The 19,838-nt window shown below is 54.5% G+C and carries 22 protein-coding genes and 4 tRNA genes; 8 read left to right on the forward strand and 18 right to left on the reverse strand.

What is annotated here, in order from left to right:
- Positions 1–151 precede the first annotated feature (151 nt).
- The 4 genes from ACI0FG_RS08790 to ACI0FG_RS08805 form a co-directional block, all read right to left on the reverse strand.
- Positions 152–226 (reverse strand) — tRNA-Gly (locus tag ACI0FG_RS08790).
- A gap of 123 nt (positions 227–349) precedes the next feature.
- Positions 350–424, reverse strand: a tRNA-Gly gene (locus ACI0FG_RS08795).
- A 4-nt stretch (positions 425–428) separates the two neighbouring features.
- Positions 429–503: transfer RNA gene (locus ACI0FG_RS08800), tRNA-Cys, on the reverse strand.
- Positions 504–509: 6 nt separating this feature from the next.
- Positions 510–584: transfer RNA gene (locus ACI0FG_RS08805), tRNA-Gly, on the reverse strand.
- Between the two features lie 220 nt (positions 585–804).
- On the opposite strand from ACI0FG_RS08805, the gene dksA reads away from it, so the two are divergent.
- Both dksA and ACI0FG_RS08815 read left to right on the forward strand, forming a co-directional pair.
- Positions 805–1,167 carry an RNA polymerase-binding protein DksA gene (gene dksA, locus ACI0FG_RS08810; protein ID WP_419788164.1) on the forward strand — a complete coding sequence of 121 codons (363 nt, stop codon included), beginning with the start codon at positions 805–807 and terminating at the stop codon, positions 1,165–1,167.
- A 35-nt stretch (positions 1,168–1,202) separates the two neighbouring features.
- Positions 1,203–2,723, forward strand: coding sequence for an NFACT RNA binding domain-containing protein (locus tag ACI0FG_RS08815; protein ID WP_419788165.1), 1,521 nt, complete (start codon positions 1,203–1,205; stop codon positions 2,721–2,723).
- Between the two features lie 36 nt (positions 2,724–2,759).
- Here ACI0FG_RS08815 and ACI0FG_RS08820 read toward each other — a convergent pair whose 3' ends face one another.
- The 5 genes from ACI0FG_RS08820 to ACI0FG_RS08840 all read right to left on the reverse strand — a co-directional run bounded on the left by ACI0FG_RS08820 (position 2,760) and on the right by ACI0FG_RS08840 (position 9,378).
- Positions 2,760–3,758 carry a hypothetical protein gene (locus ACI0FG_RS08820; RefSeq protein WP_419788166.1) on the reverse strand — a complete coding sequence of 333 codons (999 nt, stop codon included), beginning with the start codon at positions 3,756–3,758 and terminating at the stop codon, positions 2,760–2,762.
- A gap of 101 nt (positions 3,759–3,859) precedes the next feature.
- Complete coding sequence (gene mutY, locus ACI0FG_RS08825) at positions 3,860–4,951, reverse strand: A/G-specific adenine glycosylase (protein ID WP_419788167.1); 1,092 nt, start codon at positions 4,949–4,951, stop codon at positions 3,860–3,862.
- Between the two features lie 13 nt (positions 4,952–4,964).
- Positions 4,965–5,711: a 2,3-diphosphoglycerate-dependent phosphoglycerate mutase gene (gene gpmA, locus ACI0FG_RS08830; protein ID WP_419788168.1), complete on the reverse strand. Its 747-nt coding sequence runs from the start codon at positions 5,709–5,711 to the stop codon at positions 4,965–4,967.
- A gap of 83 nt (positions 5,712–5,794) precedes the next feature.
- Positions 5,795–8,392, reverse strand: a complete 2,598-nt coding sequence (locus ACI0FG_RS08835) for a tetratricopeptide repeat protein (RefSeq protein WP_419788169.1) — start codon at positions 8,390–8,392, stop codon at positions 5,795–5,797.
- Between the two features lie 125 nt (positions 8,393–8,517).
- Positions 8,518–9,378, reverse strand: coding sequence for a glycosyltransferase family 2 protein (locus tag ACI0FG_RS08840; protein ID WP_419788170.1), 861 nt, complete (start codon positions 9,376–9,378; stop codon positions 8,518–8,520).
- 67 nt (positions 9,379–9,445) lie between these two features.
- On the opposite strand from ACI0FG_RS08840, the gene ACI0FG_RS08845 reads away from it, so the two are divergent.
- The gene (locus tag ACI0FG_RS08845) at positions 9,446–10,549 is read left to right on the forward strand and encodes a glycosyltransferase family 4 protein (protein ID WP_419788171.1); all 1,104 of its coding nucleotides are present in this window, start codon (positions 9,446–9,448) and stop codon (positions 10,547–10,549) included.
- Here the strand turns inward: ACI0FG_RS08845 and ACI0FG_RS08850 are convergent.
- The 5 genes from ACI0FG_RS08850 to ACI0FG_RS08870 all read right to left on the reverse strand — a co-directional run bounded on the left by ACI0FG_RS08850 (position 10,546) and on the right by ACI0FG_RS08870 (position 14,707).
- On the reverse strand, positions 10,546–11,496 hold the full coding sequence (locus tag ACI0FG_RS08850) for a lytic murein transglycosylase (RefSeq protein WP_419788172.1): 951 nt from the start codon (positions 11,494–11,496) through the stop codon (positions 10,546–10,548). The genes ACI0FG_RS08845 and ACI0FG_RS08850 overlap by 4 nt on opposite strands.
- Entirely contained in the window at positions 11,474–11,677 is a 204-nt protein-coding gene (locus ACI0FG_RS08855; protein WP_419788173.1) for a dual CXXC motif small (seleno)protein, read from the reverse strand. Before ACI0FG_RS08855 ends, ACI0FG_RS08850 begins: the two co-directional genes overlap by 23 nt.
- 5 nt (positions 11,678–11,682) lie before the next feature.
- On the reverse strand, positions 11,683–13,059 hold the full coding sequence (locus tag ACI0FG_RS08860; RefSeq protein ID WP_419788174.1) for a TolC family protein: 1,377 nt from the start codon (positions 13,057–13,059) through the stop codon (positions 11,683–11,685).
- A gap of 108 nt (positions 13,060–13,167) precedes the next feature.
- Complete coding sequence (locus ACI0FG_RS08865) at positions 13,168–13,956, reverse strand: MogA/MoaB family molybdenum cofactor biosynthesis protein (RefSeq protein ID WP_419788175.1); 789 nt, start codon at positions 13,954–13,956, stop codon at positions 13,168–13,170.
- Between the two features lie 16 nt (positions 13,957–13,972).
- Positions 13,973–14,707: a DUF1614 domain-containing protein gene (locus ACI0FG_RS08870; protein WP_419788177.1), complete on the reverse strand. Its 735-nt coding sequence runs from the start codon at positions 14,705–14,707 to the stop codon at positions 13,973–13,975.
- 138 nt (positions 14,708–14,845) lie between these two features.
- On the opposite strand from ACI0FG_RS08870, the gene rfbA reads away from it, so the two are divergent.
- Entirely contained in the window at positions 14,846–15,736 is an 891-nt protein-coding gene (gene rfbA, locus ACI0FG_RS08875; protein WP_419788178.1) for a glucose-1-phosphate thymidylyltransferase RfbA, read from the forward strand.
- 100 nt (positions 15,737–15,836) lie between these two features.
- On the opposite strand, the gene ACI0FG_RS08880 is transcribed toward rfbA, so the two are convergent.
- Both ACI0FG_RS08880 and ACI0FG_RS08885 read right to left on the reverse strand, forming a co-directional pair.
- Entirely contained in the window at positions 15,837–15,980 is a 144-nt protein-coding gene (locus tag ACI0FG_RS08880) for a hypothetical protein (RefSeq protein ID WP_419788179.1), read from the reverse strand.
- A gap of 20 nt (positions 15,981–16,000) precedes the next feature.
- Positions 16,001–16,237 carry a hypothetical protein gene (locus ACI0FG_RS08885; RefSeq protein ID WP_419788180.1) on the reverse strand — a complete coding sequence of 79 codons (237 nt, stop codon included), beginning with the start codon at positions 16,235–16,237 and terminating at the stop codon, positions 16,001–16,003.
- Positions 16,238–16,525: 288 nt separating this feature from the next.
- Here ACI0FG_RS08885 and ACI0FG_RS08890 point away from each other — a divergent pair, with 288 nt between their 5' ends.
- Positions 16,526–16,807, forward strand: coding sequence for a PilZ domain-containing protein (locus ACI0FG_RS08890; RefSeq protein WP_419788181.1), 282 nt, complete (start codon positions 16,526–16,528; stop codon positions 16,805–16,807).
- Positions 16,808–16,812: 5 nt separating this feature from the next.
- Here the strand turns inward: ACI0FG_RS08890 and ACI0FG_RS08895 are convergent, their stop codons facing one another.
- Entirely contained in the window at positions 16,813–17,184 is a 372-nt protein-coding gene (locus ACI0FG_RS08895) for a hypothetical protein (protein ID WP_419788182.1), read from the reverse strand.
- Between the two features lie 152 nt (positions 17,185–17,336).
- Here ACI0FG_RS08895 and rdgC point away from each other — a divergent pair, with 152 nt between their 5' ends.
- The 3 genes from rdgC to ACI0FG_RS08910 are packed head-to-tail and all read left to right on the forward strand — an operon-like array spanning position 17,337 to position 19,059.
- On the forward strand, positions 17,337–17,951 hold the full coding sequence (gene rdgC, locus ACI0FG_RS08900) for a recombination-associated protein RdgC (protein WP_419788183.1): 615 nt from the start codon (positions 17,337–17,339) through the stop codon (positions 17,949–17,951).
- Positions 17,952–17,960: 9 nt separating this feature from the next.
- The gene (locus tag ACI0FG_RS08905; protein ID WP_419788184.1) at positions 17,961–18,482 is read left to right on the forward strand and encodes a hypothetical protein; all 522 of its coding nucleotides are present in this window, start codon (positions 17,961–17,963) and stop codon (positions 18,480–18,482) included.
- Between the two features lie 10 nt (positions 18,483–18,492).
- Positions 18,493–19,059: an arylesterase gene (locus tag ACI0FG_RS08910; protein ID WP_419788185.1), complete on the forward strand. Its 567-nt coding sequence runs from the start codon at positions 18,493–18,495 to the stop codon at positions 19,057–19,059.
- Here the strand turns inward: ACI0FG_RS08910 and ACI0FG_RS08915 are convergent.
- Positions 19,056–19,751, reverse strand: a complete 696-nt coding sequence (locus tag ACI0FG_RS08915; RefSeq protein ID WP_419788186.1) for a TVP38/TMEM64 family protein — start codon at positions 19,749–19,751, stop codon at positions 19,056–19,058. The genes ACI0FG_RS08910 and ACI0FG_RS08915 overlap by 4 nt on opposite strands.
- Positions 19,752–19,838 lie beyond the last annotated feature (87 nt).

A 19,838-nucleotide genomic window follows, 5' to 3' on the forward strand; every position in this document is an offset into this window, starting at 1 on the left:
CTCTCTCCTCTTGATCCAATTCCTATAGAAATGGATCACGCGAAAAAAGACTTATACAATATAATAAGAACAGATCAAAAACTTGCGCTGCCATTCATTGATAAGAATCAAACGCCAAAAAAAGGCCGTCCATTGGACGGCCCTTGATTTCTGGAGCGGGAAACGGGATTTGAACCCGCGACTTCAACCTTGGCAAGGTTGCACTCTACCACTGAGTTATTCCCGCAATGCGGTTATGACTTCCAGATTTGAGACTAAAATAATGCATGGAGCATCTCTTGCCTCATCCAGGAAAGACTTGGAAAGTAAGTCTCGAAAAAGGCCGCCCATGGGACGGCCCTTTATTTCCTGGAGCGGGAAACGGGATTTGAACCCGCGACTTCAACCTTGGCAAGGTTGCACTCTACCACTGAGTTATTCCCGCGAAGTGGAGGCGACATCCGGATTTGAACCGGAGAATGGAGGTTTTGCAGACCTCTGCCTTACCACTTGGCTATGTCGCCTTATGCTGGAGCGGGAAACGGGATTTGAACCCGCGACTTCAACCTTGGCAAGGTTGCACTCTACCACTGAGTTATTCCCGCTCACGAGCGAAGCCTTGTTTACCCGCGCCCCCCTCCGGAGTCAAGCCTAAATTTTCATTTTTTTCACGATCATGGCTGTCAAGAACCGCTTGTAATTTTTCATGTAATGGAAAGACTTTACTTTTGGGCCTTTTTTAGTATACCTACGCGGTTTAATTCAGTAATAGAAACGGGATTGAAACGCTACAACCAATTCGTCTGATATCTCAGGAAGGAACACATGGAAGCAAAAGACCTCCAGTATTTCAAGGATATCCTAAACGGAATGCTCGATGACATCCTCCAAAAGAGCGAAGCTACCATCGAGGATATGACCGAATCCGGTGAACTCTTCGCCGATCCGGCCGACCGGGCCACCGCAGAGTCCGATCGAGCTTTCACCCTGCGGCTTCGAGATCGCGAACGAAAGCTCATCAAGAAAATCCAGAAAGCTATCGACCGCATCGACGACGGCGAGTTTGGCCTCTGCCAGGAATGCGGAGACGAAATCTCCATTGCGCGCCTCAAGGCTCGGCCCATGACCACGCTCTGCATCAACTGCAAGAGCAAACAGGAAGCCGACGAGGCCGTTCGCGGCGATTAACCGCCCCTCGTCCCGCACTGTAGAACCCAAGTCTGATGGAAGCCAACTTCTTCCGCTTCCTTGCCGTTGAGTTGGGGACGTTGCTCGTGGGGCGTCGCCTGGACAAAATATATCAACCGGTTCCTGACGTCTGGACCATCAAGATCCAGAATTCGGGCTCACCACTCTTCACGCTTTTCAGGCCCGCCAAATCGGCGGGCCACCTTTTTTTATCCGGCACCAAACCATCCAATCCGCAACAAGTAGCAGCCATGGCCATGTGGTTTCGCAAACGAGTTGCAAACCGCAAGGTCCTGGCATGGCATGCAGACTGGCCTTCCCTGCGCCTGGCCCTGGAACTTTCCCCGCGCGATACGCCTCCCTGTGGGCGTTTCCTTCTCCTCGACTGTCGGGAGGGGCTCTCCCTTGTAAACGAACTGGATGAAAACTTTTTCAAACAGCCCGACTGGCCTGCGCTGGAGGACGTCATTGCCGACCAGGACATCTGGCGCGAATATCCTCAAATCTCCCCTCCACTACGCAAGCAACTGGCTGGCCTGAACCAGGACAAGGCGCTGCCGCTCTATCTCGCTCTGGCTGGAGCATCGGTTGACCAGTTCTTCCTGGCAACACGTAAAGGCGAGCCACAACCGCCAACAGCATGGGCACAAGAAGGAACGGAATCATTCCGCTCGGCTCTGGAAGCCGCCAATGCGTATGGCGAACGCACTCTCTTCCCTCTACTGGAAACAGTGGAGGAGCGTCCTGAAAAAATCCAGCTCTCCCGAGCGCGCAAAAAGATAAAGCGCAACCTCGCCAAGTTGGAAGAGGAAGCCGCCCGCTTGGAACAGCTCTCCGAGGAGCGAATTCGAGGCGAAGCGCTTCAGGCCGCCCTTTACCGTCTCAAGGACGCCGAAGGATTGGAGTCCGTGAGCGTAGAGCATCCGAAGAGAGGACCAATAACCGTTCTCCTCAACCCTCATTTTTCGGTTACGGAAAACATGGAGCGATATTTTCGTCTGGCAGGCAAGGCGCGTCGGGGATTCCCGCATGTGGAACGCCGCCGTCAGGAGCTCCTCGCCCAGCTGAATGCCGTAGAGGAAGGAATTCTTCCCGACAGATTTTCCACCATTTCCCATAGCGAGGCACAGGCCCCCTCGCCTTTGCCGACCCGCTACCGAGGCTTGGCCGTTTCCCTGTTCCGTTCCTCGGACGGTTTTACAATGATACGGGGCAAGAACAAGCAGGCCAACCACGCCATGCTCAGTAAGGCGGCCAGCCCGTTCGACTACTGGTTTCACCTTGCGGATGGCCCCAGTTCACATCTCATTCTGAAACGGGATCATCCGGGACAGGAAGTGCCGCAGACAACTTTGGCCGAAGCCGCCATTCTCTGCGGGCTGAAAAGCTCGCGCAGCGAAGACCGCAAGGCCGAGGTAATGTATGCTCTGGTCAAGGACGTGCGAAAGGTAAAGGGATTTGCCCAAGGGCAGGTCCGCGTGGATCAGCGAGCCGGAACGCTGCTTGTGGAACTCGACGCATCGCTGGAAATCAAACTGTCGATAGCAGCTAAATAATTACTACACCCAGCGTGGGGAACCGGATGATTCCGCCTACACCACCTGATTCAGCGAACGAGCGCCCAGCAGATTCAACGCGAGCTGTTTCTCGTTATCAAGACGATTGGCAACAGCCTGCCGTACGCGAGCGGTGGAGGAACCGAATTGTCCTTTTCGGGTATCGTACACGCCCTCAATCAACTGGGAGTTGAACTCGCCACCTGCGGCTTTGCCGGTAAACTGCTCAATAACCCTGCCGAAAATACGTGCCGCACCGGTCGGACCATGCTGTACAGCCGTGCTCCACAACACTTCCCGGAGCGCTTCCGGGGCCTTGTCGAAATCCAGCCCCGTCTGCGAGAGAATCATGCTCCGCGCCGGAGCATACGTCTCACTGCTGATGAAATCGTGCTGCAACTGGCCGAATCGCTCGGGATTTTCCGACGCCAGCGCCTGCCAGACCTGTGGCATTGCCCCCGACTTAGACCCGGTATCAGAAGGCCCGGCTTGCCGGAGTCGACCTGCCCATTCGGGTTCCCGTTCATCCAGGTAGGCAAGAAACCGGTCCATTGTGCCGGGCTTCGAAGCGATCTGGTAAGTCCCGTAAGAAGTGCCGCCTGTTCGATCATACCCGATGGACCCTACCCCTTCTCCGCCCGACTCAAACCGGGCCGAAAGAGCCCCCAACACCAAGGGATCAGTATTGGCGACATCGCTTACGGCAGCACTCTGCTTCGTGGGAGCCGAAGATTGAGCTGCATTCGTTCTGGCTGCTGAAGACAGATACGGGGTCCGTTGCGTCTCGGCCTGCATTATCCGGGCGATAGTGGTCAACGCCTCGTACATCATGGCATCGCCTACAAAGGCATTCCGCCCCATGGGGGAATTCTCCTTACCTGCGTCAGACGGGTCCCCCTGACTAAAGAGATTCTGAGCCATTTTGAGTTGTTCGGCAAAAGCGGCCTGCAACTCGGGATTTTGCACGGCCGAGTTGCCGCCTGCCTTCAAGGCACTGACGGAAAGCTGGGAACCGAGAATGGAATCCAAAGACATACGCGTTCTCCCACGTCAAAATTTTGGCTTGAAAACAAGCCTCCGCATAGGAGAAAGCAAAGTGTGTGCCGCACGGCACAACACATTGATATTATGAAAAATCAGAAAAGATGGGAGTATCGAGCATCACCGCGCATCCAATCCAGAAGCCGCCGGTGCCCTGAAGGGAAGGCGAAGCCATCCAGTTCCTTCCAGGAAACGAACCGCCCTTCTATGGCTTCGTGGAACACCGGAGCCGGAACATTACCGTCTTTGTTTTCGCAAAGGTAGCAGTGCATGGTAACCCGATAGCGGGTATAGCTGTAACGCACCACGGTGATCGGCTCCAACGGTGCCACGGCAAGCTCCACTTCCTCCACATACTCGCGGGCCAACGTCTGCTCCGGGCTTTCGCCCCGTTCAATGATTCCGCCGGGGAATTCCCACAATCCGGGCCACACATCGCCCAGCTTGCGTTTTTGAATAAGCACGCGATTCTCGTGCACCAGAACCCCTGTGGCCATATTGATCGGAATAATTTCGGTGGAGGATGCAGGGACAGGACGCTGCGAAACGGTAGAATGAGCCAAGGCCTCGCAATGTTCCCGCACCGGACAATTGCCGCAGTCCGGTCCCTTTGAGCAGACCAGCGCCCCCAGCTCCATGAGTGCCTGGTTGAAATCACCCGGCCGGTCCTCGGGGATCAATTCCCGCACCTTGGCTTCCACGATACTCCGTACCGCGGTGGTCCGTATTGGTTCGGCCAAATCCAAAAGTCGAGCAAACACGCGCAGGACATTGGCGTCCACGGCGGGCTCCCGCCTATTGAACGCAATGGAAGCGATGGCGCCGGCAGTGTATGGGCCTACTCCAGGCAGGGCGCGAATGGCTTCCGGATCATCCGGGAACTTCCCGCCATGCTCTTGCAGAATCTTTGCGGCGGCCTTTTGCAGATTGCGGGCCCGGGAATAGTAGCCCAACCCTTCCCAAAGCTTGAGAACTTTGTCTTCCGTGGCTGCAGCCAAATCTTCCAGCGTGGGCAAATGCTGCATCCACCGATCATGGTACGTTACTACCCGGTCCATCTGGGTCTGTTGGGCCATGACCTCCGAGATCCAGACGGCATAAGGTTCCGGCTTATCCCGCCAGGGAAGATCCCGGCGGTTCCGATCATACCAATCAAGCAAATCCTGAGTGAAGCGTTTCCCGTCCATGACGGGATCGGGTTTACCCCGCCTTGGCCTGGTTGGCAACAGCTTCGGCCGCCTTGGCCGCGGCTTCCTGATCTCCCAGATAATAATGCCGAATGGGCTTCAGCTCGTCATCCAGTTCATAGACCAAAGGCAATCCGGTGGGGATATTCAGCTTGGTTATGTCCTCGTCGGACATCGAGTCCAGATACTTCACCAAACCACGCAGGGAATTGCCGTGGGCAACAATCAGCACCCGCTTCCCCTCTCGAATTTGGGGGGCAATGGTCTCGAACCAGTACGGCATTGTCCGATTGATCGTCAGCTTGAGCGACTCGCATCGAGGCAATTCGTCCTCGGAAAGAGATGCATAGCGCGGGTCATGTCCAGGAAACCGTTCGTCATCGGAGTCCAGGGCTGGCGGCGGCACATCAAAACTGCGACGCCAGACAAAAACCTGCTCATCGCCATACTTCTGCGCCGTCTCGGCCTTGTTCAGTCCCTGCAAGGCCCCATAATGCCGCTCATTGAGCCGCCATGTGCGACTGACGGGAAGCCACATCAAGTCCAGCTCATCCAGCACAAGCCAAAGGGTGCGGATGGCCCGCTTGAGCAGTGACGTATGGGCCACATCAAAAGTATAACCGCCTTCCGCCAACAAGCGGGCACCGGCCGAGGCTTCGGCAATGCCCTGATCGGTCAAGTCCACGTCGGTCCAACCGGTAAAACGATTTTCCAGATTCCATGCGCTCTGTCCGTGCCGGATCAGTACAAGGGTATGCATGATGTCCCTCTCAAGCTGCAATTAATGACTAGGCACGAACGTACCTGCAAAGACGGGCGATGGAAAGTGACGAGAGATGATAATCAGTAACGTCGAGGCGCCGAACTGCGTCTTTCATCATCCAATTGGTTGAAAAGTTCACGCTTTCGCTTTTCAAACGTAAGCCCGCTTTTTATCGCGGCAAAGGCAATGCTGAGAACACTCAAAATGATAACCAGCCCCTTGGCAAATTCCCAACGCTGTTCGCGCAAGGCGTCCACGATCCAGTTGCCCTGCACATCCTGGGTGAAATAAATAAAGCCCGGCACCCCGACCAGGGCCAGTCCCAGGCAAATGAGTTCCAACCAAATAAAATTGCGGCCCAGCATCAAGACAAAGAGTGTCGAATCCCGGACAATGCGCAAGGTGACCAGACGCCCCTGGAGGGTATCAATCCGGTCCTCCACCTGCTCCATAAAGGCCAATGCCTTTCGAAAGTTATCGGCATCCTTCAAATTCTGAGTTTTGATCCAGTTGATCTTGTCCACGCAAAAGTTGAAGTCCTTGTTGAACTCCAGAAGGAGCTTGGGAAACGGGAACCACGCCGCCTCCTTCTGAATGGACCGGATACGTTCCGCCTGATACTCAAGGTTGGCATTTATCCGTTTGATCTCACGCCGGACCTCGTCGTCCAAATCGGTCTGAAATTTATTCGTTCCGCTGGCCAACATCCGAAACGCCACATAATTATTGGTGCTGGACAGCTTGTTCAAACGTTCCAATTCTTCATTGGCGGATTCGTAGTAGTCGTGGTTTTCATTAAACCGGCGCTCGATGTCCTTGACCAAGGCCTCGACCTGACTACTCGCCTGTTTCATCTCCTCGGCAGCCGTACTCCACATTTCCCATAGCGAGCTCATGATCTGCACTCGGCCACGGTCCAATTCCGGGTCCAACAGCACACGATTGAAAATATGCGGCTCGCGCCGAATAAGATCGGAAAACAGATCCATGGCTTGGCCGGTGAAGCCCATTTTTATCATGCATACCGCCTGCCGGTAGACGGGATCAATCCAACCTGGGGAATGGGAGGACGCTCGCTTGTAACCGTTAATGGCCTCCTTGAGCGTGCCGCCCACCTCGTCCAGACGCGCCTGCAAATACGCGAAGTATCCCTGCTGCAACGAGGTATAGCTCAACCGCTCCGCTTCCTGCCAATTGAACATTGCCTGATTGGTATCGTTCCGCTCCAACTGGATGAAGCCCATGAGAGAATGCGGCTGATAATTACGCGGCGACTTGAGCTGCGCTGCCTTGAGCAATTCCTCGGCATTCTCAGAATCTGCGGCCTCCATGAGGTTGAGCGCTTCCCACACTCCGCCGCTCTCAACAGGAGCGAGCTGCCGAAATCCATCCGCCCATTCCTTGCTGCGGCTGCGCCACACCAGTTTGAGCATTCTGATCTGGGCCGGAACATTGATCTCATACATGGCCCGTACAAGCAGGCTGGACAGATCGTTCTTGCGCTCCATGATTGCTCTAATTGCGGAGGCGAAATTCCCGTTGCCCGCTTCCGCATCAACAACCGCCAATGCGGAATTGATCTCTTTGACATCCACCTTGGAAAGCAGGTGCCAGACCTGCGGATGGACTGCTGCCATGCTTCTGGACGGGCAGTGACCGGAAACATGGTTCTTTTGCCCACAGTAGAAACATTCGGTGCCGTCTCCACCTGCCAGGACGTCGGGCAACATGATCTCCATGGTGCCATGCTCCACCATCGCCCCGCCCTCACGTTGAGCGATGGTGCACCAAGAATCGAGCGACAAGGCTTCCGTGCCGTAGCGAGCCTCATTGACCTTGAACCAATGGGAGAGCAGAAAACCGTCCATAAAGCGGACATGCGGATAATCCGGGGTCAACCTATTCCAGTCCAGACCCACTTTTTTGGGCAGATCCTGTGTGAACTGCAATCTTTCCTGCGAAACGGCCGCCATGACGACCGGCCACACCTGCAGATCAGGATCTTCCTTGGTCTCTCTTATGAGGGTCAGAATTTCTATGCAAAAATTCTTGAGTAGCTGGAAGTTGTCCAACGGAAAGAAGATGGCGCCTTCCTTGACATCAGACACATATTTGAGACCAAGTCGCTGCACCAGAGCCAGAATATGAGACGAGAAATCCCGCCAGCCAACAAAGCTGTCCTGATCGGACATTTTGCCCAGCGGTTTTATGATGAAGTACCACTTTCGAACGGTCTCGTAGTCCAAGCCCTGGTCAACCTGAAGACCAAGCCATTCCACCGAAGCCAGCCCGTCCACACTGCCTACAGGGATGGTACTCAGCCCGGGAACGGATTTGACCTTGTCCTTGATCTTGGGATGAATCAGGACTTCGAAATCCTCACTGACCCGCGAGTCCTGACGGTCCAGTTCAGCTGACAGGGAGGCAGAAAAATCCATGTTGTACCCGACCAGAAAGGTCATGGGCACAACCTGGCAAAGGACAGGCATGGGATTGACGCGCGCCCACATCTGCAGCCGCGCCAGAGCCCGGAACAACTCAGGAGTGTGACAAAACCAAAGCGATTGCCCTTCTTCCTGAGCCAAAAGCAGAACGCCGTATTCGCGCAGGGTATTCTCCACGGCGCTGTTCAGCGTTCCTTTCCAGGAAAGCCAGACACCGTAACCGGATGCAACCATTCGCGATTGTTCGATAGAAGGCAGCAGATCTATAAGACGGGCTAAGGACGACACATAACACCTCTATCCGGGGCTTCCCACAATCCTATGAAGGCAGCCGGATGCTTTTGGTCTGAAACTCTGGACTAACTTAGCGAATTCAAGGGAACTTCTTTCCCTTCCCTAATCATGCAAAACAGGTTCCAAACGAGTTTTGCCTCATCGCTTTTTCCTCTTTTTTCACAGCCTTGCATATAAATTCCGACTTTCCGCTCCAGGGCAGACATGGCCATATCGGCCTGATCTTCGTCAAGTTTCCCACATTGCAGAATTTTCACCAGGGCGCGAATGCGATGCCTATCGGCACAAGGCACACAGTTGGACAGCTGGTCCGGCCTGCCACCATGCTTAATCGTCAATTGCTCATCAACAAGTCCCACCGAATATTGCAGGCAGGTCCTGAGCCACATGTCATAGTCCTCACAAGACGGCATATGCACATCAAATGGCCCGATATTATCCCAGGCCGAGCGAGTAAACATGGTACAGGACGGACTGATCAGGCACATCTCAAGTGAATCCTTGAAAAACCACCCTTCCGGTTTGGCGTATTTCGCCTTTTGATTGACCCGGCGCCCGCCGCGAATCCATATTTCGTTGGTCTGACAAATCTCGTAGCTATGCTCTCGCATATAATTCCACTGCGTCGCCAGTTTCTTCGGCAACCATTCGTCATCGGAATCCAACAAGGCGAAGACATCACCCGATGCTTGCGCTATGCCGGTATTCCTAGCAGCGGAAACACCACCGTTTTCACGTTGTAGGACCTTAAGCCGAGGATCTTCATAACGCTTCAGAAGCGCTCCGGTTTCATCCGTCGAGCCGTCATCCACAACAATGAGCTCCCAATGCTTCCACGTTTGTGAAAAAACCGAATCCAGTGCCGTTCCAAGGAAGGAGGCCCTATTGTAGGTAGGTAATATAATTGAAATCAACGTATCATCCATCAATGGTAAACCTTGCCTTAGCGCTCGCGAACTGTCATGCTGCATCAACATTGAAGCTGGAGCCGTAATGAGAATATTTCAGGTCATCAACGTCCGGTGGTTCAACGCCACCGCATGGTACGCTCTTACCTTGAGCCGTTTGCTGATGGACGCAGGTCATGAAGTCCTCGTCCTGACGCAGGCCGATACCGATGCCGAGAAAACGGCCAAGGCAATGGGCCTCAAGACCCAGTCCGTAGACCTCAATACGACAAATCCGGTTCGTTTTGCCCGCGCTGTAGGGCACATCATACAACTACTCAGGACACATCGTCCAGATATCGTCAATTGCCACCGGGGAGAAGGATTCTTCCTGTGGGGATTGCTCAAGCTCGGCGGCTTCCCCTTCAAGCTGGTGCGAACCCGTGGAGACCAGCGCCCTCCCCGCTGCGATACCTTCAATCGTTGGCTCCACTCCAAGGCGGCCGACGCCGTTGTCGTCACCAACCGATTCATGGCGGACTATTTTCTCAAGAAAATGCATACACCGGCCAAAGGCGTCTGGCTCATCCACGGGGGCGTGGATATGGAGCGGTTTTCTTTTGATCCTGAAGGTCGCGATACGGTACGCGCCGAGTTCGGCTTTGCGCCGAACGATCTTGTCGTAGGGCTTCTCGGCCGTTTTGACCGAGTCAAGGGGCACAGGGAACTGATCCGTGCGGTGGCAAAGCTGCGAGAGACCACCCTGCCCAACATCCGCCTTTTTCTTATCGGGTTTGATACAGCCATGACAAAGTCCGAAATCGAGGCAGACATCCAGACAGCAAAGATTGCGGACATCACTCGCATTAGCGGTCGCAGAAACGACGTGGCCGCTTGCATTTCCGCACTGGACATTGGCGTGGTGGCCTCGCTCTGGTCCGAGGCCATTGCCCGCTCGGCATTGGAAATTATGGCGGCGGAAAGACCTCTGGTTTCCACATCCGTGGGCGTCATGCCCGACCTTGTCAGCCCTCCGGCACTTATCGCTCCGGGTGACGAGACGGCCATGGCCGAAGCCATCGCCAAAGTGGCAAAGCCGGATATCAGCTCTCAGGTTTTGGACCGCCAGAAACGGATCATGTCCCAGCTGACGCTGGAAGAATTCCTCAAGCGGAGCCTGAACCTGTACCGCAGTTTGATAGACGGCTAATTCCCGAAGAACTGGCTTGTCTTGCGAATTCTGTCCGCCACTTCCAGAATGGTCAGGGCATAGCTCTGGGAATGATTGTAGTGGTATATGATCTTTAGCTGTGCCTCAGGATCTATGCCATTCTTCCAACCATGCTTTTTCAGAAAATTTGCTATGCTGTACAGGGCGTCTGTGTTGTCGAACAAGTCCACACGACCGTCACCGGTTCCGTCTACGCCATAATACACCGCACTGGACGGAATAAACTGGCACAGTCCGATTGCACCATATACGGAGCTTGGAATATTCAGAGGGTCCTGACCGTTATTGTGTGCATAGGTGATCAGAGCCTTAAGCTCTGAATAGGCCCAATTCCCCTTTTGTTCGGTTCTGCGAACAAGCCATTCCATATCTTCATCCGATAAATCCGAAGGGGTTATGTACGCCCGGATCAACTCGAAATTCCCTGCCAGGGCCATGGAAGCAAGGATCGTAAAACCATTTCGATCCCCGATCATCGTCCCCAACTTGGTTTCCACGAGCATGAGGGCAGTCAACACCTCGCCGGGGACATCATACTTTGCCTGAATCCTTTTCAGAGTATCACTATTTTCTCTGAAATAAGCATAGCCACCGGCCAGCAGAATAGGATTCAGGTAACGGCTCAGGACCTGAGGCGGTGATGCTGGCGTCGGGCTTGCGGCCCGGAGCTTGGCGGCCAGCAGGACATTCATCTTGCGGGCCATGATTTTCGGATCAAACTCGAGACTCTTGCGCGCAAAAAGGGATTGCAGGTAGGTTCGGTCAAAGCCATCAGCCGCCAATCGATCGGTCAACGGCTTCCAATCCACACCTTCACCACGAACCGGCAAGGGCATAAAAAAGAAAACGGCGGCCAACGTCAAAACGATGGCCGCGCGTCTCAAGCGCCTTTCGGCAGTAAAATCATATTCTGTCCATGGGTACAAACCCCATTTCCTCCTCAAAGTCTTCATCCATGTCGGGAGCAAACTGTTTCAGGTCATACTCCTTGCCGCAGGACGGACATCGCAAAGTCACTTCGCGGCATCCACGAAAGGCAGTCAGATCACGTCCGCACTTTTCGCAGACCATTCCTCTGGCCTGCCAAGACCTCTTGCGACCGAACATGACGGCTACTTGGCCTCCTTGAGACCGAGGTTCTTCTCACCCATAGCGACATACAGTGTGGAAATGGCGGTACCGTAATTGGCAAGCGACTGGGACAGCTGCGCTTCGGTTTCGGTCAGACGGGACTGGGCATTCAACACATCCGTGTTGGTACCGACCTGAGCCTGATACCGGGCTACGGCCATACGATAGGCTTCGGTAGCGGCCTCAACGGACTTGCGCGCCACATCAATGCTGTCGGCAGCGGACTTGATGTTCAGCAGAGCCTGCTTAACCTCGAATCCGGCATTCAGTCTGGTATTCTCCAGTTCGGCCTCGACCTGCTTCACAACTTCCTTATACTGATGGACATTGTAGTAGTCCTGCCCGCCACGGAAGATGTTCATGGAAGCACCAACACCAACAGTCCAGTATTCCTTGTTGGTATAAGGATATCTTCCCTTGGACAAACCGGCATCCGTACCGCGGTTCACGTAATCCCACTCGGCATCGACCTGAGGGTAAAAATTGCTTTCGGCCCGGGTCACGTCCTTCTCGGCAATCTTGACGCTCTTTTCGCCGACGACCAGATCGGGACGTCCCTTGTAGGCACGAGCCAGGCACTCCTTGAGAGTCAGATCAAAAGGGATATCTTCCAACTTGCCAACATAGTCCACCTGCATCTCCAAGGGGAGATTGAGCAGGGTATTGAGCTGCGTTTCCTGAATGGAAACATTGTTTTGGGCATTAAGCAGGCCCTGCCGCGCGGTAGCAAGGTCGACTTCGGCGTCCAGCACTTCCGCCTTGGGACGAAGGCCGACATCGTAAAATGCGGTGATGACCTTGAGCTGGGATTCCAGTCGGGCAACCGAATCCTCGGCGCTCTTGACGTCCATACGAGCCTTGAGCAGGGACAGGAAGTTGGACTGCACATTCCCTATCAGGGTAAGTTCGACATTATCCAGCGAAGCGGATGTGGATTCTTCCTGCAATGCAGCCTTCTGCCAAGTTGCCAGGACATTGAAGCCACGAAATACCGGCTGGGTCACATTGACGCCGCTGGTCCAATCGCTGTGCTTGCCGCTGTAGACATATTTCCGCCCGTAGTTGGTCCAGCCATAGTTCACGGAAGCAGACGGGAGAAAGCCGCCGAATGCAGACTTGGTGCCGTACTGGCTTCCAGTCAACTGAGCGCGAATGGCATTCATGCTCGGGTTGGCCTCAAGCGCACGCTTGACGCAGCGCTCCAGGTCAAAAGACCCGGAAATATCCGCCGGAGCAACCATGGCACCATCGGCCGGAGCCGGGGATGCAGGATCGGCGTCCTGAGCGGCGGCCAAGCCACCGAACGCAAGCCATGCGGTGAGAACCGCGAGCACGAGCCAAAAACGTTTAAGGCGCATAGATACTATCCTGTCTTATATTTCAACTAGTTCTGTTGAACCTGCAACAAAATCACAATAAATCTAATAGCAAGACTCGCCCCAAGTGGCAACCCTAAATGCGACAAATCATTTACGTAAAACAGCACAATCCGAAGGATCGCCCTGGAGTTTTTCCAGCGTATGCTTGAGCGTGGGCAGCAGCGGTTCCAGACACTCGGCAACCGCTTTCGGACTGCCGGGCATATTGACAATGAGCGACTCTCCCAAAGTTCCTGCCACCGCCCGGGAAATGGCGCCATGCGGAGTTTTCGCAAGGCTGGCACCAGTCATGGCGCGCTCATAGCCACTCAGCCTCTTTTCGATGACGGCAAGGGTCGCCTCGGGCGTAATGTCGCGAGGGCCAACCCCTGTTCCGCCAGTGGTCATGATCAGATCAAAGCCTTGTCCCAAGGAGAGTTCAACCAAAAGAGACTTCAGCTGAGCCGGTTCATCGGGGATAATAAATCCTTGGGTGATGCGAATATCCAGCTTGCCGGCCACCATCTCGCCGATAAGCGGCCCGGACTCATCCGTCCGCTTCCCGGCAGCGCCCTTGTCGCTCAGTGTTACCCAGGCCAGGGCATATCCTTTCCGCACCACCGTGCACTTATAGGTCCCCTGCGCCACAGGCTGCAATGCCTCCAAAAGGCAGATACGACGAGAGGCCGTCCTATCCCCGCAGGGCAACCACCCGAGCGAAGCGACGCGAAATTCAGCTCCGTCACAGGCCACACGATCCCCCACCTTAAGCTGCGGCAAGGCACTTTCGCAGAGAACCCAACCGGAAGGGACTCCCTCATCCGAGGGGCAACAATACACTTTCCCGCCCTTTTCCACAGGGGCAACGACTTTCAGGGAAATGGTAGATCGGGTCATGTTCACTCCTTGCGTATCAGGCCAACAAAACAGCGAGGATGCCCGCGATAAACACACCGCCAAAAGTTCCGGCTCCGCCAATGGATATTTCCGGGGTGGCGATGCGGGAACGGACGCGCGGGGAAAGCAGCGGGATCAAGTTGCCGCCGATGAGTGTTCCAAGAGTCCCGGCCACATAGGCAACCACAGGACGCAGCGGCTCGGGCACAAAGAAGTAGACGGAAAGAAAGGTCATCAGACCGGGCATGAACAATGGGACCTTGAGACCGGTAAACGGGTCCGGGCGAGACATTGCATAACATCCCAGCGCAACGATGATCGTTGCAAAAGGCAGCCAGAGGAAAAGCCCTTCCGCATGTCCGGAAACATGCAATCCAATAAGAAATGTCGCACTCAACAGGACCGGCAGAATACAACCGCCTATGTTGAGAGCCACCACCTGCTTTTTCAGCTCATTTCCGGGCTCTTCCTCCACCCTGAGGGCACGCCCCATGGAATCCATGGTAAACTGCACACTCCGGCGGCGGGGAACCATGACCAGCCGTTCGCTGGTATATATCGGCAGGTTTACCGTACGCCCCAGCAAGATGGCGATAAAGACCAGAAAACCCTGAATCGGGGTAAGGCCTAAACGCGAAAAAGCTTCGGTAACCAGCGATACAGGTAAAAAGATGAAAAGAAAAAAGAGCCCGACCAGAACCAGAAGAGCTGCAAAGATTCCACCGGAAAATTGAAAATAGGGATAATTCATACAGTTTACCGCTCCCGGTTTTGCTGAATCGGGTTGCATTTTCCCTTGTCCGGGACCTATAGTTCCGGGCAAGTCACATGGTGTTGGGATGTATCCTAACTAACATACGAAGTAAATCACAGGACCTGTGAGGGCCAGATGAAAGGCATTATTCTGGCGGGCGGCTCCGGCACCCGTCTGCATCCCTTGACCCGTGTAGTGAGCAAGCAGCTGCTGCCGGTATATGACAAACCCATGATCTATTACCCGTTGTCCACGCTCATGCTCGCGGACATAAGGGATATCCTGATCATCTCCACTCCCAGCGATCTGCCGAGATTCGAGGCATTGCTGGGTGACGGTTCACAGCTTGGTCTGAACCTTAGTTACCGGGAACAGCCCCGGCCCGATGGTCTGGCCCAGGCGTTCCTTATCGGCGAGGACTTTGTCGGCAACGACAAAGTCAGCCTGGTGCTTGGCGACAACATATACTACGGCCATAGCCTTGGCTCCATCCTGAAAGAATGCGGCAGTCTGCAAAAGGGCGGCATCGTTTTTGCCTATCTGGTCAAAGATCCGGAACGGTACGGTGTCGTGGAATTCGACGAGGAGTACAAGGCGCTGTCCATTGAGGAAAAGCCGACAAAGCCCAAATCAAAATATGCGGTGACAGGTCTGTATTTCTATGACAACGACGTCATCAACATGGCCAAGTCGCTTGGCCCGTCACCCAGAGGCGAGCTGGAAATTACAGACATCAACAAGCTCTATCTGGAACGTGGCGACCTTGAGGTCCGGACTTTGGGCAGGGGCTATGCATGGCTGGACATGGGCACCCACGAATCTCTGCACGGCGCGTCCAGTTTTGTCCGCGCCGTACAGGAGCGACAGGGCTACGTGATCTCAAGCCCGGAGGAAATAGCCTTCCGCATGGGCTTCATCGATGCCGATCAATTACAAAAACTGGCGTGCAGCATGAGCCAGAACAGCTACGGACAATATCTGCTCGACGTGGTTCTCGAAAGCCAGAGCCGCAGTTGTCGATCCTGACCCAATATTCTCTAACCAACAAAAAAAGCCCACCCTTCCAATTCAGAAAGGTGGGCTTTTTTGAAATTTTATCGCAACACCGAAGCGCCGCAAAACCGTCTTAGTGGTGATCCTCGTTCATGGCTTCCTTCACCCGGATACACCCGATGGCAAGAATCCATGCAAGATAAATGAAGATCAAGGACACACCGACAAAACCGGGGCCGGAGCTGTGTGCCATCCCGGAAAGCAGTTCACCAATCATGTCAACCTCCTCACACCCAATTATTTACTTGAAAAACTGCTTCTTCTTTGGCTGTTGCCTGCGAAAATGTCAAGCCATTCCCCCGACAAATTGATCACACTTTCCGTTTTTACGCCGCCAACAGTCTTGTCATGCCCGGCCATTTGTCCTAAGCCATTCAAAACACCAAGTTCCTCAGACGTCGGTAGTGCAATATGGGCATTTTCTCCTTTATCACAAATTTCTTTTCCTCTGGAAAAGGCAAAGCCAAGTCGCACACAAAGAGTGCCAGAACTGCAGCCGGAAAAGCTTCCGAAGGCAAAACGGCCTCAATCAAGAAAAAGAAAAAAGAGAAATCCGCCCCAGGACTCGGCCTAACACTAAGTGGAACAAAAACGAAAAAGCGGAAAAAATCACAAAAGATTTCAGCCGCTCCCATTGACTCCACCCTTGGTTTCAGCATCTCTCTCAAGGATGAAGATGGACATGCCAAAAATAGGGACGCCCTCCGCATCCGAGTCGACGGACTGACTGTGCTGGTCAAACGCCTAAAGAAACAATTTCCGGTGAACAACATCAGCGCCACCGGGTTGGGATTCGACTTTGAAAAGCCGCGCATCAAAGGCGGCGTCAAACTGGAGATGGATATCATCCTGAATGGAAAGACAAGGATATCCGGGGTGATGGCCAAGGTAATGCGTCATGAACGCGGCTCTGTGGGATGTGTTTTCCAGGACCTGGACCGCGCCCAGGATGACGAGGTGCACGCCATTGTCCTTCTGGGGCAGAAACAACAGGCCGAACGGAAAAAGGCCCACAGGGACACTGGATTCAAAGTCCCCAAGTAAGACGTTTACACCTTCTCGCGCAGCGACTGCACGAACAGCTCCAGGTCATTGGGGTCGCCCGGCTTGTAATCCTCCGGATAAAGCAGGGCGGACATAAAAAACACGCTGTCGAACCCAAGAGAGGCCTTGGCACTGGCGGAAAACTTTCGCAATCGGGCGTGAATGGCTTTGCCCTCCTCGCCACCAATAGCCTCGGTCAGGACTCGCCCCTGCTCCGCGAGGCCCAAAAGATAGTTAGCCTTCTCCCGCATCTTTTCCACATAGGCAGCCTGGCCCTCACTCTTCAGGGCAGCTTCACCTTCCGCTTCCACGCGGCGCACCGTGGCTGCGGCTTTGTCCAGGAATGCAATCAGATCGGCAAGCGCTTGATTCGACATGGGGTATCTCCGTTTTTCTTATAAGTGTAGTCAGCTTGCAAGAAGATGACAAGGTGGGAAGCTGAGGGATTTTCCTCTTCGCGCTGGACAAGCGAGGCAAGAGGTTTTACGCAGTTACTCTCGTTTTTAACGCCGAACCCGAGGAGCCGAAGTTGAGCATTCTCTCCGCCAGCCTGGGCCTGACCCGATACCGAATCATTGAGGACGTTCCCAATGAAATTATCAGCCAGGTCCCCGAAAAACTGCAACAGTTCTGTTTTGTCGATATCGACGCCACCGCGGACGAACGGTCCTTTGGCTGGGCCAACTTTGATGACATGCTTGATGTAAACTGGGTACAATCCCCTCCGGAAAAAGCGGATTATTTCGCGTTTAAACTCCGTCTTGATACCCGCCGCATTTCCCCTGCCGTGCTCAAAAAGCATCTGAGCATCGAAGTTGCCAAGGAACTTGAACGGAATAAGGAACAGGGAAAGAATTTCGTTTCCCGCGACAGAAAGCGAGAGATCAAGGAACAGGTCACGCTGCGCCTGCGCGCACGCACCCTGCCCATCCCGGCCGCTTTCGACATCATCTGGAATCCGTCCGCCAATCGCATTTATCTGGATACAACCAACACCAAGGTCCGTTCCCTGTTCGAGGATTATTTTGCCCTCACCTTCGATCTGCACCTGGAACAGCTGACCCCGTTTTTCGCCGCAATGGACAAGCTTGGCGAAGAAGCCGCACCCAGGTTGGAAAGCCTCGAACCCACCATCTTTGTGTAAGGAGCCGAAATGGACCTCTCTCTTGTAGAACGCGAAAACAACATTCTTGGTCAGGATTTCCTGACCTGGCTTTGGTACAAGACCGATAACGACAATCCGTTGTTCAAGCTCAAGGAAGATCGGACTTTCACGTTGCAGATGGAGCAGAAACTCTCCGTGCAAGGCGGCGAAGGTGAAACCAAGTCCACAACCACCGTCTCCAGCCCCGGTGGCGAAATGAGCGAAGCCAAAACCGGCCTGCTGCACGGCAAGAAGGTAAACAAGGCGCAAATTTTGTTTACCATGGATGCGGATAGCTGGCTCGTTTCCCTTTCCGCCTCGGATTTCGGTCTCTCCGGCCTCAAGACGCCCAAGGTCGCCAGCAAGGACGAGGAAGGCGACGACCCGGATGCCAAATTCCTGGAAAAGATATTCCTCATTGAACGCTGCGTGGAAATGCTCGACGTGGTGTACGGCCACTTTCTGGCACTTCGCCTGAGCAAGGACTGGGCAGAAGAATCGGCACGCGTCAAATTGTGGATCAACGGTTAGCAGGTCGTACATGGCTGACGTTGTGCGCGTAGCCTGCTTTGGCGACAGCCTGACCGAAGGGTATGGCCTGGCTCCGGACGAAGCGCTCCCCACCGTGCTGGAAGAACTGCTGGCCGATGTGGGGATACCCTCGGACTGCCGCAACTTCGGTATTTCCGGAGATACGTCGGGCGACGGCCTGGAGCGGCTTGACGAAGTGCTCGCTTCAGCACCGGACGCGGCCATCGTCGCCTTTGGTGCCAACGACTGTTTTCTGGACGAGCCTGTCAGCCGTGTCGAGTCGAATATGACTGCCATACTCGACGCCTTTGCCGAAAGGCACATTCCGGTCCTGTTGGTCGGCATTACCGCACAATTGAATCCTAATGCGGAATACCAACGCCGTTTCGAGGCAATCTTTCCGGCATTGTCCGAACGCTACGCCCTGCCCCTCTTCCCGAATATCCTGGCCCCCTACTTCGGCAACAGTGAACTGATGCTGCTGGACGGGACGCATCCCAACGCGGTAGGCGTCAGGGAAATAGCCTGCGCCATGCTTCCCCAGGTAAAGGCTCTGGCAATAGCAGCCAGGGACTAATCCTTCCCCTCTCCTGCCAATAATCTTTTCTTCATTCGATGCACCACGATGGCCACGGCAACACCAGCCACGGCCAACACCACAGCAGCCTCGGCCGAGGCGCGCCCTGTGATGCCGGACGTAAGCAAATGCCCGCCCGACGCCAAAAAGAGGGTTTCCGGCAACATGCTCACCCAGGAAAGCAAGGCGTAGGGCAACGAGCGGACTTCCGTGATGCCCAACAGGTAGCTGGTCACCGGGAAGGGAAGGACGGGAATGATCCGACTGAGTGAAATAAGATGCAACGGATGGGAACGACTGAGGACCTGCATCCGCTCATAGATGGGATTATCGCGGTACCTCTCCCGAAGGCGTTCACGAACGCCATAGCGGGCAAGGAAAAAGGCGCCGACCGCACCAAGGGTCATACCAATCGATGCATATCCCGCCCCGAACTTCCAGCCGAAAAGTGCCCCGGCCGCCACGGTGAACAGCACCTGCGGCACCAGCAGCATTATCATCACCATATTGAGCAGAATGAAAAGGGCCGGTCCCCAGTTGCCCTGTGCTGCGACGAATGCCGTAAACCGGCTCATGTATCGGCCGCCCCAGTGCTCCATTACATAAGACAATCCGCCAAGCAGGATGAAGGCTAGCGCAAACTTGAGGATTATCGACCAGGAGACGGAACGTTTTTCGATATGCCGGGTCATGCTGTGTCCACCAGGGAAACCGAACCTTGTGTTCAACGATGTTATGCCATAGCGTAGCGCCGGGTTCCCCGGCTCCATATTTCTTAC

It is taken from the genome of Pseudodesulfovibrio sp. 7M6 (assembly GCF_050058625.1).
GTDB classification, from domain to species: Bacteria; Desulfobacterota; Desulfovibrionia; order Desulfovibrionales; family Desulfovibrionaceae; genus Pseudodesulfovibrio; species Pseudodesulfovibrio salinus.